The sequence below is a fragment of the Furfurilactobacillus cerevisiae genome (assembly GCF_048961765.1).
In the GTDB taxonomy this organism is placed as follows: Bacteria; Bacillota; Bacilli; order Lactobacillales; family Lactobacillaceae; genus Furfurilactobacillus; species Furfurilactobacillus milii_A.
The window spans coordinates 1,983,620-1,997,928 of record NZ_CP185253.1 but is presented as its reverse complement, the minus strand read 5'-3'; the positions used below and the strand labels follow the sequence as shown (position 1 = coordinate 1,997,928).

General features: G+C 43.9%; 10 protein-coding genes and 1 other annotated feature. Of the genes, 8 read left to right on the top strand and 2 right to left on the bottom strand.

The features are described 5' to 3' along the window. On the top strand, positions 1-978 hold the full coding sequence (locus ABUE36_RS09705) for a LacI family DNA-binding transcriptional regulator (protein WP_161000841.1): 978 nt from the start codon (positions 1-3) through the stop codon (positions 976-978). 174 nt (positions 979-1,152) lie between these two features. Here the strand turns inward: ABUE36_RS09705 and ABUE36_RS09700 are convergent, their stop codons facing one another. Next, a complete protein-coding gene (locus ABUE36_RS09700; RefSeq protein WP_096109805.1) occupies positions 1,153-2,082 on the bottom strand; it encodes an IS30-like element ISLpl1 family transposase in 930 nt (309 codons plus the stop codon). 230 nt (positions 2,083-2,312) lie between these two features. Here ABUE36_RS09700 and ABUE36_RS09695 point away from each other — a divergent pair, with 230 nt between their 5' ends. Continuing rightward, complete coding sequence (locus tag ABUE36_RS09695; RefSeq protein ID WP_421016661.1) at positions 2,313-3,674, top strand: SLC45 family MFS transporter; 1,362 nt, start codon at positions 2,313-2,315, stop codon at positions 3,672-3,674. Positions 3,675-3,741: 67 nt separating this feature from the next. Further along, positions 3,742-5,994 (top strand): glycoside hydrolase family 65 protein, encoded by a 2,253-nt coding sequence (locus tag ABUE36_RS09690; protein WP_421016660.1) that lies wholly within the window; start codon positions 3,742-3,744, stop codon positions 5,992-5,994. A 319-nt stretch (positions 5,995-6,313) separates the two neighbouring features. Here ABUE36_RS09690 and ABUE36_RS09685 read toward each other — a convergent pair whose 3' ends face one another. Beyond that, complete coding sequence (locus tag ABUE36_RS09685) at positions 6,314-7,243, bottom strand: IS30-like element ISLpl1 family transposase (RefSeq protein ID WP_421016461.1); 930 nt, start codon at positions 7,241-7,243, stop codon at positions 6,314-6,316. 235 nt (positions 7,244-7,478) lie between these two features. Between ABUE36_RS09685 and tpx the strand changes: the two genes are divergently transcribed. The 5 genes from tpx (at position 7,479) to ABUE36_RS09660 (ending at position 14,242) form a co-directional block, all read left to right on the top strand. After that, positions 7,479-7,976 (top strand): thiol peroxidase, encoded by a 498-nt coding sequence (gene tpx, locus ABUE36_RS09680; RefSeq protein WP_017261215.1) that lies wholly within the window; start codon positions 7,479-7,481, stop codon positions 7,974-7,976. An 86-nt stretch (positions 7,977-8,062) separates the two neighbouring features. Further along, positions 8,063-8,286: a binding site (T-box leader), on the top strand. A gap of 114 nt (positions 8,287-8,400) precedes the next feature. Beyond that, complete coding sequence (locus ABUE36_RS09675; protein ID WP_161000844.1) at positions 8,401-11,061, top strand: valine--tRNA ligase; 2,661 nt, start codon at positions 8,401-8,403, stop codon at positions 11,059-11,061. A gap of 180 nt (positions 11,062-11,241) precedes the next feature. Continuing rightward, a complete protein-coding gene (locus ABUE36_RS09670; protein ID WP_421016659.1) occupies positions 11,242-12,573 on the top strand; it encodes a bifunctional folylpolyglutamate synthase/dihydrofolate synthase in 1,332 nt (443 codons plus the stop codon). Between the two features lie 51 nt (positions 12,574-12,624). Then, positions 12,625-13,101: a JAB domain-containing protein gene (locus tag ABUE36_RS09665; protein WP_017261212.1), complete on the top strand. Its 477-nt coding sequence runs from the start codon at positions 12,625-12,627 to the stop codon at positions 13,099-13,101. A 127-nt stretch (positions 13,102-13,228) separates the two neighbouring features. Then, on the top strand, positions 13,229-14,242 hold the full coding sequence (locus ABUE36_RS09660; protein WP_161000846.1) for a rod shape-determining protein: 1,014 nt from the start codon (positions 13,229-13,231) through the stop codon (positions 14,240-14,242). The last annotated feature ends 67 nt before the right edge of the window (positions 14,243-14,309 follow it).

Genomic DNA, 14,309 nt, shown 5'->3' with positions numbered 1-14,309 from the left:
ATGATAACGATCAGGGATATTGCAAATCAAGCGGGGGTGTCGGTTTCAACGGCGTCGCGAGCTTTGAACGATAATCCGCGGATTTCGGCGGCTACGAGACGACGCATTCAGTCGCTAGCAGCACGTTTGGGATACGTCCCCAACTATAACGCGAAGAGTTTAACCCGTGGTGAAGCAAACGTGGTTGGTGTCGTGTTTCCACCTAGTCAAAGTAGCACGCAGGGCAATCCATTCTTCATTGATGCCATGCGTGGCATCAATAGGGTGTTGACACAACGGCAGTATGTGCTATCTGTTGCGATTGGTGAAACGTCTGATGATGTATTGGCCAATGTGTCAGCGATGGTTGATCAGGCCAAGGTTAAACGCTTTGTTTTACTGTATTCCCACGAAGATGATCCTGTTGCCGATTATTTGCGGTTGGCTGGACTACGGTTTGTCATTGTTGGTCAACCAAGTGTTAGCCACGATGATGACTATGTTGACAATGACAATGTGGCTGCTGGTGAGGCGGGGGCAACGTATCTGCTTGATAAGCTTCATGCTAACCGACCTGTATTTGTTAGTTCTGCAGTAGATTGGCCATACGAGCAAAATCGTCGTCAAGGATTTAAACAAATTGCTGCTAAGCGTGGTGTACCGACTGTTGAAACGCAGTTACCCCGTGCTGACGCACCAATTGCTTCGATAACCGAATGGCTTGAAAAGCATCCTAACATTGATGGTATTTTGGCCACGGATGATCTGATTGGGCTGTCGTTTTATCAACGATGGCAACATGTTCATCCGGACGCACAGGTGCCATTGGTCAGCTACAACCGATCGATTTCGTTACCGTTGCCAAACGTCAATTTCCATTCAATTGATTTGTATCCCGAACGCTTGGGTGCCGCTGCGGCTGAACTCGTTTTTCGTAAGCATTCAACGGAAGCAGGTCATGAGAATCGGATCATTCTGCCGTTTGAGCAGTTGAACTAATTAATGCGCTAAAAAATTGAAAGCCATCGCTATGGTGACACCGCAAACAGGTGTTACACCGCAAACAGGTGTTACGTTAGCGATGGCTTTTATTTGTGACTGATAAAGTGGAATTGCTAGACAGTTTGGCCAATTAAGACAAGTAAGTAAAAAAGTTTAAGGTAGATTGCAAATTTAATCCGAATTTTTGGACAAATTGGTCAGCATAACCTGATACGGTGTTTTCCAGTCAAGTATTTTAAGCGGTCTCTGGTTAATTTGGAGTAACGTCGTCGTTAAATCTTGAGCACTAATGTGCTCAAAACGAGTCCCCTTAGGATAAAAATAACGTAAATTCCGATTAAAGCGTTCATTACTACCACGTTCAGCTGGCGTATAAGCATGACAGTAATAGGTCTTAATACCATATTGTGATTCAAATGATACTAGCCCACTAAACTCAGTACCACGGTCCACAGTAAAACTGTGCACCGGTCCATTAAAAGTTGTTAGGAACTTAGTCAGTGCTTCATTAACACTCGCTGTCGTTCGGTCCTTTAACCGATATGCCCAAAGGAACCGTGATTTGCGATCGATTAAAGTTAATAAAACTGCCTTACTATGCCCACGAGGGCCAACGACGGTATCTAGTTCAAAATCACCGATGCGATTACGTTGATTAATCATCATGGGACGCTGTTCAATCGATCGCCCCAAAGATTGATTATATTTGGATCGTTGGTCAACGTTACGCCGTTGGCGTACGCCATGTTCAGGTAGATCATTCAAGGAGAAACCAATTCTCCCCTGATTTAGCCAATTATAAATAGATTTAGTCGCTAGTTTAAATTCGTGAGCAATCATTCCTGGTGACCAGCTTAGATGTAAATGGTTGAGAATTGTTTGCTTTAACTCATCGCTCAGCTTAGTTTTCCGACCACATCGTGATCGCTTGTATTCGGCATCTGTTTGTGCTAATTCAGCCTGATAAGGTTGACATCGAGATAATTCATAAGAAATTGTTGACGGTGATCGGTTCAGCCGAACGCCCATTTGGATATTGGACAGCCCTAGTTCACAAAAGGTTTCGATTTTAATTCGTTCGGAATAGGTTATACTAGACAAAAGATCAGCTCCTAAAAGATGGGTTTGTTGTAAACACCATTTTAAAGGAAGCTGATCTTTTTTGTCCGAACAGCGTTCGGATTAATTTTACAATCTACTTTAAAAAAACTTTTGTGCAAACGGTTGCATTTTATTGTAAGCGGTTGCATAATAAATATCGATTAATCAACGTTGCTCAATAACAACGCGTTTGCAATTATTGGTTTGATTTTTGAAATGGAGGAAGCAGCATGGCAGAGAATAAGTCGTCATCGCAGAGCGTCGATAAAAAGCATAAATTACCGACATTACCTGCTAGTGTTATTTGGATGATCAGTTTTGGTTTTCTTGGGGTCCAAATGGCCTTTTCGTTACAGAGCTCAAACATGGGTCGGATTTTCCAAACGATTGGGGCAGATCCAACCAAGTTAGGGGCGTTCTTCATCTTACCGCCGTTAGCTGGGTTGGTTGTTCAACCATTAGTTGGTTATTACTCAGACCGGACCTGGATGCCTAAACTTGGTCGCCGGATTCCTTACTTGTTAATTGGTGCCATTGTGGCGGTTATTGTCATGATGTTATTACCAAACGCTGGTAGTTTTGGATTTGGTTATGCATCGCTGACAGCCCTTTGGTTTGGTGCTATTACCATTTTGTTCATGGATTTATCCAGTAACGTTGCGATGCAACCATTCAAAATGATGGTTGGTGACATGGTCAACGATGACCAAAAAGGTTTTGCATACGGTGTTCAAAGTTTTCTTTCTAACACAGGTGCCGTTTTAGCTTCTGTCTTTCCGTTTTTACTGACAGCACTTGGTGTTGCCAACACAGCTAAAAAGGGTGTTGTACCACAATCTGTTATCATTTCATTCTATGTTGGTGCGGTTATCCTGATCATTTGTAGCTTATTCACGGTTTTCCGTGTGAAGGAATACGATCCTGCTACATACGCGCAGTATCATAACATTGATGAAAATGCGAACAAGAAGAGCGAAAACATGTTCAAGTTGTTAGCACACGCGCCAAAAGTATTCTGGACTGTTACGGTCGTCCAATTCTTCTGCTGGATGGGTTTCCAGTATCTATGGACATACGGTACTGGTGCGATTTCTAAAAATGTTTGGCAGGCAGTTAACCCAGCAAGTGCAGGGTATCAGGCCGCTGGTAACTGGTTTGGTTTAATGTCAGCAGTTCAATCACTTGCTGCTGTTGTGTGGTCACTTGTTATTGCACGGGTACCAAACAACTTGCACAAACAGGCGTACTCTTTAGGACTGGCCTTAGGGGCCGTTGGTTTTGGTTCAGTATTCTTTATCCACAACCGCTGGTTATTAATTGTTTCATTTATTTTAATTGGTATTGCTTGGGCTTCAATGACGGCATTCCCATTCACGATCCTGACAAACGCACTTTCTGGTGCCAACATGGGAACCTATCTTGGCTTATTCAACGGGTCAATTTGTTTGCCACAGATTGTTGCCAGTGTGCTTAGTTTTGGTTTGTTCCCACTTTTGGGTTCATCCATGCCTGTTATGATTTTACTTTCCGGTATTCTATTATTAGTCGGTGCGCTTTCCGTTGGTATCGTTCACGAAACGTATGCGGAATAAGAGTGATGCCGAAGCCCAGTTTGCACTGAGCAGAGAACAATATATGTGAGAAGGGACGAATAAAACTATGAAACAAACGTTTGACATCGAACCATGGAACGTTGTTACCCGAAAATTTGATCCAGAGGACAAGCGCCTACAGGAATCAATGACCAGTCTTGGTAACGGTAACATGGGGCTCCGTGGCTTCTTTGAAGAAGATTACAGTGGCGATACTTTACCTGGTATTTACCTTGGGGGCGTGTGGTTCCCAGATAAGACACGTGTTGGTTGGTGGAAGAATGGTTATCCTGCTTACTTTGGTAAAGTTATCAACGCGGTCAACTTTATTAAGGTCAATGCGGTGATTAATGGCGAAAAGCTTGATTTGGCCAAAGATCAAGTGAGTGATTTTAAACTTGATTTGGACATGCAACATGCTTTGTTGACCCGGACATTCACCGTGACGAAGGGTGCAGCTAAGTTGGCTTTCACGTTTGAACGGTTTGTCAGCGCTGCACAAAAAGAGTTAGCGGTTATTCGAGTTAGTGTTAAAAACGTGGGCGATCAGGCTGTTAAGCTAGAATTAAACTCATCGTTGGATGCTGATGTTCAAAACGAAGACGCTAACTACGACGAACGGTTCTGGGATGTGTTGAATATTGACGGTACCAGTGACCAAGGTGAAGTGGTCACCAAGACCAAGCCGAATAATTTTGGCACGCCTCAATTTACCGTTGGGATGCAAATGACCAATAAGAGCACGTTGCCAGCTGTTGAAAACGGTGTGCAAACAGCAACTGAAGTCACGAATGAATTTGGTGGTGAATTGGCTGCCGGTGAAACCGCTCAGTTGGAAAAGCGTGTGATTGTGGTAACATCACGTGATTATGATGACCAAATTGCCTTAACAGCAGGAATGCATGACTTGACGGCAGATGTTAACAAGCAATCATTTGATGATCTTTACCAAGCACACACGGCCGTTTGGGCTGACCGCTGGACGAAGAGTGATGTTTCCATTGAAGGGGACGTTGGTGCTCAACAGGGGATTCGTTTTAATCTGTTCCAGCTGTTCTCGACCTACTATGGTGAAGATTCACGGTTAAATATCGGACCAAAGGGCTTCACTGGTGAAAAGTATGGTGGTGCTACTTACTGGGACACAGAAGCCTTTGCAGTACCCGTTTATCTTGGCGTAACGGATCAAAAAGTTACTCGCAATCTGTTGATGTATCGTTATCAACAATTGGATGGCGCTTACCATAATGCAAAGATGCAGGGACTTAAAGGTGCCTTGTTCCCGATGGTCACATTTGACGGTATTGAATCACACAACGAATGGGAAATCACGTTTGAAGAAATTCATCGTAATGGTGACATTGCGTTTGCGATATACAACTACACGCGTTATACGGGCGACAAGAGTTATGTCTTACACGAAGGTAGTAAAGTGTTGACGGAAATTTCCCGCTTCTGGGCCGACCGTGTTCACTTCTCCAAACGTAATCAACAGTACATGATTCATGGTGTCACAGGTCCAGATGAATACGAAAATAACGTCGACAACAACTGGTACACCAACTACTTGGCTCAATGGACGTTGAAGTACACGTTGCAGGTATTACAAGAGGTTGACGCAAAACAGGCCGCTGATTTAGCTGTTAGCGATGAAGAGAAGAAGCAATGGCAAGATATCGTCGACAAGATGTATCTGCCACACGATGACAAACTTGGCATTTTTGTTCAGCATGATGGCTTCCTTGACAAGGATATCGAACCAGTCAGTGCGATTCCTGCTGATCAATTGCCAATTAACCAACACTGGTCATGGGACAAAATCTTACGGTCCCCTTACATTAAGCAAGGGGATGTCTTACAGGGTGTTTGGGACTTTATTGATGACTTTACACCTGCCCAAAAGAAGGCCAACTTTGATTTCTACGAGCCATTAACGGTTCATGAATCCAGCCTATCCGCAGCCATCCATTCAATTTTGGCAGCTGATCTGCATTATGAAGATAAGGCCGTTGAAATGTACGAACGCACATCACGCTTGGATTTGGATAACTACAATAACGATACGGTCGATGGTTTGCATATTACATCAATGACTGGTAGTTGGTTAGCGATTGTTCAAGGCTTTGCCGGCATGCGGGTTCGCAATGATGAGTTACATTTTGCACCATTCCTACCGAAGAAATGGACCAGTTACCAATTCCGTCAACTGTTCCGTGGTCGTCTGATTGAAGTTCATGTGGATGCAAACGGAACAAACGTCAAACTGATTTCGGGTGATCCACTTACGGTTTCGGTTAATGACAAGGAAGTTAATTTGTAGTCAGCTTTAACGCCCTTTAGCAGGGATAGTTGCTATTAGTTGACGTTTAAACTTCAAATTAAACTGTTACAAATCTGATCTAGTGTTAAAGAAATTGGGACATAAGTTTATTTGGGACGAATAATGTGAGTAATATCGCGCTCCAAGGTCCTGAGAATTCTGCTTAACCCAAAACTGACCCATTCCCAAAGTTCGGGAATAGGTCAGTTTTACGTTAATGCTCGTTCTCAAATCGGACTTGTGTCACAGCTCCTTCTTACGACAATTGCTAAAATCAGGTCAGCACTATTTATTAATCTTTATAAGGTAGATTGCAAATTTAATCCGAATTTTTGGACAAATTTGTCAGCATAACCTGATACGGTGTTTGCCAGTCGAGTATTTTAAGCGGTCGCTGGTTAATTTGGAGTAACGTCGTCGTTAAATCTTGAGCACTAATGTGTTCAAAACGAGTCCCTTTAGGATAAAAATAACGTAAATTCCGATTAAAGCGTTCATTACTACCACGTTCAGCTGGCGTATAAGCATGGCAGTAATAGGTCTTAATACCATATTGTGATTCAAGTGATACTAGCCCACTAAACTCAGTGCCACGGTCCACAGTAAAGCTGTGCACCGGACCATTAAAAGTGGTTAGGAACTTAGTTAGTGCTTCATTAACAGTCACTGTCGTCCGATCTTTTAACCGGTATGCCCAAAGGAACCGTGATTTTCGATCGATTAAAGTTAATAAAACTGCCTTACTATGCCCACGAGGACCAACGACTGTATCTAGTTCAAAATCGCCGATGCGATTACGTTGATTAATCATCATGGGACGCTGTTCAATTGATCGCCCCAAAGATTGATTATATTTGGATCGTTGGTCAACGTTACGCCGTTGGCGTACGCCATGTTCAGGTAGATCATTCAAGGAGAAATCAATTCTCTCCTGATTTAGCCAATTATAAATAGATTTAGTAGCTAGTTTAAATTCGTGAGCAATCATTCCTGGTGACCAGCTTAGACGTAAATGGTTGAGAATTTTTTGCTTTAACTCATCGCTCAGCTTAGTTTTCCGACCACATCGTGATCGCTTGTATTCGGCATCTGTTTGTGCTAATTCAGCCTGATAAGGTTGACATCGAGATAATTCATAAGAAATTGTTGACGGTGATCGGTTCAGCCGAACGCCCATTTGGATATTGGACAGCCCTAGTTCACAAAAGGTTTCGATTTTAATTCGTTCGGAATAGGTTATACTAGACAAAAGATCAGCTCCTAAAAGATGGGTTTGTGGTAAACACCATTTTAAAGGAAGCTGATCTTTTTTGTCCGAACAGCGTTCGGATTAATTTTACAATCTACCATAAATCGAGACTGAAATTTAAAGTGCCAGTCCTTTACTTAACGGGGAAATGGTTTAGAATAAGGCTCAACGAACACCTTATGACCGTAATTTGTGGTGTTTTGTGAGTGAATTTAAATAGACAGGAGTGGTTCTTGTGGAAATCGTTGCAGATGACAATAAAGTACAGCTGGTCGGTGAACCGCTGGCCGTTGGGGATGCGTTACCGCATTTTAAATTATTTGACGAAGATGGCAATAAGGTCAAAATGGCTGAATTGTTAGGCAAACCACTGGTCATTAGCGTGGTACCAGATTTGAACACGCCGGTATGTTCAGTGCAAACCAAGAAATTTAATCAGCAGGCCGACTATCATCAAAATGTTCGTTTTGTGACTGTTTCGAAGAATACACCGTTGGAACAAAAAAACTGGTGTGCGGCTGAAGGTGTGACGAATTTATCCGTGTTGTCGGATGAAGAAGAATCGTTCGGTTACGCGACAAATCTGTTGGTTCCTGATTTAGACGTGCTTGCGCGAGCCGTTTACGTAATGGACGCAGAGGGCAAAGTCGTTTATCGCCAAGTGGTGCCTAATATTGGTCAGGAGCCTGATTATTTGGCCGCTTTAGACGCCTTAGAACAGTTTGAAAAATAATCCGCTTTAATTGTGAGATGGAAAACCATCTTGACGGTCAATGCTGGACAGTCTATGATAAAAAATATTAAAGATGTTTGAAAACGAATAATGCATTGAACAAGAGAGTAGTGAATCGTGGTTTTATAGCAAGCTGGTGTTGATGGAAGGCCGGTAAACGACGTGTAGCGAAAGTAGCTTGTTGGCAGGTTTGCTGAATACGCTTGAGTGCTGAGCGTTAGTAGGTGAATTCGGGTCACGTCCGTTAAACCGTGCTTGAGTGGGGTAGCAATACCCAATTTAGGTGGTACCGCGATTAATCGTCCTAATTTTCTGTATGGAAATTAGGACGATTTTTTGTCGTTTGGAGGCACAACACGCTGCTTTCACCACACACGTTGATAACATTACTTAAAAATTATGATGAGTTGAAAGGAATGATTACATGGCAACTAAAGATTTACCGACGAAATATGATCCACGTGCCGTTGAAAATGGTCGCTATCAAAAATGGCTGGATGCAGGATTATTTAAACCATCTGGCGATAAAAAGGCCAAGCCTTATTCGATTGTTTTGCCACCACCAAACGTTACGGGGAAGCTTCATTTAGGACACGCTTGGGATACCGCCTTGCAAGATATGCTAGTTCGTTACAAACGAATGGAAGGCTACGATACATTGTGGGTTCCTGGTATGGATCACGCTGGCATTGCCACGCAAGCAAAGGTTGAAGCACGCTTGCGTGAACAAGGCATTTCTCGTTACGATCTTGGCCGCGAGAAGTTCGTGGAACAAGTTTGGGACTGGAAGGACGAATATGCCGCTACTATTCATAAGCAGTGGGCTAAATTAGGTCTGTCCATGGATTACAGTCGCGAACGGTTTACACTTGACGAAGGCCTTTCTAAGGCTGTTCGTAAGGTCTTCGTTGATTTGTATAACAAGGGTTTGATCTATCGTGGTGAATACATTATTAACTGGGATCCACAAGCCCGCACAGCGTTGTCCGATATTGAAGTTATCCACAAGGACGATAAGGGTGCTTTCTACCACGTTAAGTATCCATTCACGGATGGCACGACGTATGAAGGCAAGGATTACATTGAAATTGCTACGACTCGTCCCGAAACAATGTTTGGTGACGTTGCTGTTGCTGTTCACCCGAGTGACGAACGGTATAAGGAATTAGTCGGCAAGCACATCAAGGTACCATTGGTTGACCGCGAGATTCCGATTATTGCGGACGAATACGTTGACCCTGAGTTTGGAACGGGGATGGTTAAAATCACGCCAGCTCATGACCCAAACGACTTTCTGGTAGGTAACCGTCATAATCTGAAACGGATCAATACCATGAATGAGGACGCAACGTTAAACGAAAATGCCGGTAAGTATAACGGGATGGATCGTTTTGACGCTCGTAAGGCCATTGTTCAAGACTTGCAGGACGGTGGCTGGATGCTAAAGATTGACCCAATCGTGCACTCAGTTGGTCACTCAGAACGGACCGGTGTGCAGGTTGAAGCCCGTCTTTCAACCCAGTGGTTTGTTAAGATGAAGCCATTGGCAGAGCAAGCATTGGATCACCAAAAGACAGATGACAAGGTCACGTTCTGGCCTTCACGGTTTGAAGATACCTATGAACAGTGGATGAATAACGTTCATGACTGGGTTATTTCCCGTCAACTATGGTGGGGTCACCGGATTCCAGCTTGGTACAATAAGCAAACTGGTGAAACGTATGTTGGCATGGAAGCACCGAAGGACGAAGAAAACTGGACTCAAGATCCAGATGTTTTGGATACGTGGTTTAGTTCCGGCTTGTGGCCGATGACGACTATGGGCTGGCCAGACACTGATAATCCAGATTTCAAACGGTATTTCCCAACTGATGATTTGGTTACTGGTTACGATATCATTTTCTTCTGGGTATCCAGAATGATGTTTGAATCGGTTGAATTTACTGGCAAACGGCCGTTTAAGAACGTGCTGATGCATGGTTTGATGCGGGACAATCAAGGCCGTAAAATGAGTAAGTCACTCGGCAACGGGATTGACCCAATGGATGTCATCGATAAGTACGGTGTCGATGCCATGCGCTGGTTCTTGGCTAACGGTTCAACGCCAGGTCAAGATGTTCGTTATGATACGACCAAACTTGATGCGGCGTGGAATTTCATTAACAAGATTTGGAATGCTAGCCGTTACGTCATTATGAATTTAGGCGACATGGAGAAACCAGTATTGCCAGACAAAGCAAACTGGAATTTGGCGGACCGGTGGATTTTGAGTCGGTTGAACCAAACGGTCGCTGACGTTCATCGCCTGTTCGATAAGTTTGAATTTGGTGAAGTTGGTCGTGCACTTTATAATTTCATCTGGAATGACCTGTGTGACTGGTACATTGAAATGACCAAGGAAGTGCTTAACGGGGATGACGAAGCCGCTAAGAAGAACACACAAAATGTCTTGGGTTATGTTCTTGACCAGACGTTGCGTTTGATGCATCCACTGATGCCGTTCGTAACGGAAGAACTATGGCAAGACATGCCGCATGAAGGTGAATCCATCATGGTGGCGGACTACCCAGTTGTTCACGATGACTTTGATGATGCCAAAGCTGAAACTGACATGGGTCGCTTAATTGAGTTGATCACTGCGGTTCGTAATATTCGTGGTGAAGCCAATGCACCGATGAGTAGTGCCGTTGAACTGCTGATTAAGACCAATAATCCAGAATTGAAGACACTGTTTGAAACGAACCGTGATTTTGTGGATCGGTTCTGTCACCCGAGTGACTTGCAGATTGGACCAGATGTTGTGGCACCAAAACTGGCCATGTCAGCCATCATTTCTGATGCGGAAGTTTACATCCCGTTAGCTGAATTGATTAACTTGGATGATGAAATTGCGCGTCTTGAAAAAGAAGTCGCTAATTTGCAGAATGAAGTAACCCGTTCCGAAAAGAAACTGGGTAATGAACGCTTCGTTGCTAATGCGCCAGAAGCAGTTGTCGCAGAAGAGCGAAGTAAGCAAGCTGATTGGCAACAAAAACTAACAGCAGCCACTAGCCGTTTGGCAGAGGTTAAAGCGAGCCGTAATTAAATGAACGCTCTGTTACACACGTTGGCTTGAAAAATAGTCAATTGAAAAAGCGCCGTTCTGTTAACTTGAACCAAGACAATAAGTTAACGGAACGGCGTTTTTGTATGCTTTTTGCATGGCTAACATAGTCGTTGGTGTATGATAGCAAGTAGACAAATTGAGAATGAGTGGGGCACTGACATGGTTAAAACGTATGAAGAGGCTGTGGCCTATATTCACGGCCGATCAAAGTTTAAAAAATCACCAACATTAGATCGTATGAGATTGTTTCTGGAGCGGTTAAACCATCCCGAAACGGATATCCAGATGGTTCATATTGTCGGAACAAACGGAAAGGGCTCTACACTAACCTTTTTGCGCAATCTATTACAGGCAGATGGGTTGACCGTGGGCAGTTTCACGTCACCATATTTGGTCCGTTTCAATGAGCGAATCAGTGTGGATGGTGAACCTATCAGTGATGCAGATATTCTGCGACTGGTTCAAATTATTCAACCAGTTGAAGCAACGTTAGACGAAGAACTGCCTGAGGGTGGACCAACAGAGTTTGAAACGTTGACCGCCATGATGTTGCTGTACTTTGCTGAAGGGCACGCTGATATCGTTCTGGTAGAAGCCGGTCTTGGCGGTCGCTTTGACTCTACCAATGTGATTACACCGCTCTTGTCAGTTATCACAACCATTGGTTTGGACCATATGAAAATGTTGGGTGACACGGTTAGCAAAATTGCTTGGCAGAAAGCTGGCATTGCGAAACCCGATGTCCCGATGATTACTGGAAACATCACTGATGACGGCGCGTTGTCCGTTATTCGTGAGGTCACTACACGTACGGACACGCCTTGGTTTGCCATGAACCGTGATTATCAGATTCACTATCAGTCGGCTCAGGGCTGGCAGGAACGGTTTAGTTTTGATGGTTTTGATCAACATTTAAAGGATCTGACAATTAGCATGTTGGGTCGTTATCAAAGTGACAACGCGGCCACAGCACTAGCAACTTATCTAAAATTGCATCAATTACAACAACTGCCAGTGTCAGTTAAAAGTATTCGTGATGGCCTCAACACTGCTTTCTGGGCAGGGCGTTTCGAGAAGTTAAACGACCAGCCTTTGGTGGTGATCGACGGTGCACATAATGAGCCAGCCGTGGATGAACTTGCTAAGCTAATCAAAACTCATTTTGGACAACAAAGTGTGACCATTATTTTTGCGGTTTTGGCGGACAAAGCTTACGAAAAAATGTTGCCAACGCTAGCGGCATTGCCAAACGTGCATTTGGTGCTAACACATTTCGCAGGCCCTAATGCAAAACGAAATGCGGCAGATTTGGATGCGTTGGAAGCTAGTTTAAAACAGCCTGTACCCAAGTTTGACAATTGGCAGGTGGCAATCGCACAAACTGCAGGCGGTTTGTCCGCAGATGATGTTCTGATTATTACAGGGTCGTTGTATTTTATTTCTGATGTGCGTCATTTATTTACAGATAATGATGAAGTGGCGAACAACTGACCCTCAATTTGCGTATGTTAAGTCAACGTCATAATTTGGAGGTTGGCAAACATGAAACAAATTGGTACAAAAACAGAAGGGCAGACAAAATTAACAATTGGTACTCAAGCGGGGTCCAGCCGCACAGTCGGGATTGCGTTGAGCGATGAAATGAGTGATTTACGTCAGGAAACGTTATTGCTACTGGCACTGAATGTTAAAAATCAGGTTGTTGCCCGTTGCGAAGTTTTCCGTGGGACAGTGGACGCGTGCGTTGCCCATCCGCGTGATGTTTTTTATCAGGCGATTGTCGCTAATGCGGCGAGGGTAATCGTTGCACATAACCATCCGAGTGGTCTGGCCAAGCCCTCACCAAGTGATCAAGAATTTGGTCAGCGCCTGTGGTTGGCTGGTCAGTTGCTCGGCATTGAGCTACTAGATTGTTTTATCGTCGGTCGTCATAGTTATTTCAGTTTCGGCGAGCATGATCTCTTTAATGCCGTGACGTTACCGGAAATTTTGGCTGAAAAAGATACGGCTACGTCGTAATTCGGTTTGTTTAAGGAAGAATAAAAATCTTGATAACAGTGGAAACGACCTGTTTTCACTGTTTTTTCTATGGTATACTTTTTCCGATATGATTTGGCCTAAGGGTCTTTTGAAGGGAAGAAATACTGTGTTTGGATTAGGACAAAAAAACATCGGCATCGACTTGGGAACTGCCAACACACTTGTATATATTGACGGCAAGGGCATCGTTGTACGCGAGCCTTCTGTTGTTGCACGTAACACGAATACAGGTGAAGTGGTTGCAGTTGGTCAAGAAGCACGTAAGATGCTGGGTCGTACCCCCGGTAGCATTTCAGCTATTCGACCAATGAAAAACGGGGTTATTGCCGATTATGATACGACGGTAGCCATGATGAAGTATTACATTCAAAAGGCCCTCGGTCGGTCTTCTGAAAAACCATACATCATGGTATGTGTGCCAAGTGGGATTACTGAAGTTGAAAAGCGGGCAGTGATTGATGCTACTCGTGTGGCTGGTGCCCGTGATGCATACGTCATTGAGGAACCTTTTGCAGCCGCCATCGGTGCCGGTCTTCCTGTCATGGATCCAACTGGTAGTATGGTTGTTGACATTGGTGGTGGGACTACCGATGTTGCCACGATCTCACTCGGTGGGATTGTATCCAGTCGGTCCATTCGTATGGCTGGCGACAAGCTCGATGAGTCAATTGTTGCTTTCGTTCGTCAAAAGTACAATTTATTGATTGGTGAAACGACAGCGGAAAACTTAAAGATTCAAATTGGTTCTGCTTCTGTTGAAGCTTCTGAAAGCATGGATGGCGCATCAATCCGAGGCCGTGATTTGATTTCTGGTTTGCCAAAGACCATTGATGTTACTGCTGAAGATGTTGCCAAAGCAATTCACGACACCATTGTTGAAGTGATTGCTGCCATTAAGGAAACACTGGAAGAAACCTCACCTGAAATTGCGGCAGACGTTATCGATCATGGGATTGTCTTGACCGGTGGTGGTGCATTACTGAAGAATCTTCAGGATGTTATTTCTGAAGCAACCAAGGTGCCAGTGTTCATTGCCAATGAACCACTCGACTGTGTGGCTATTGGTACTGGTGAATCGTTGAAGAGTATTGACGTCATGAAACGGCGCAACAACCGTTAATAATTCGAAAATGTGTGGCACAAAGCATTGGTCTTGGTCGACAAAAATAATGTGTGAAAACGACATT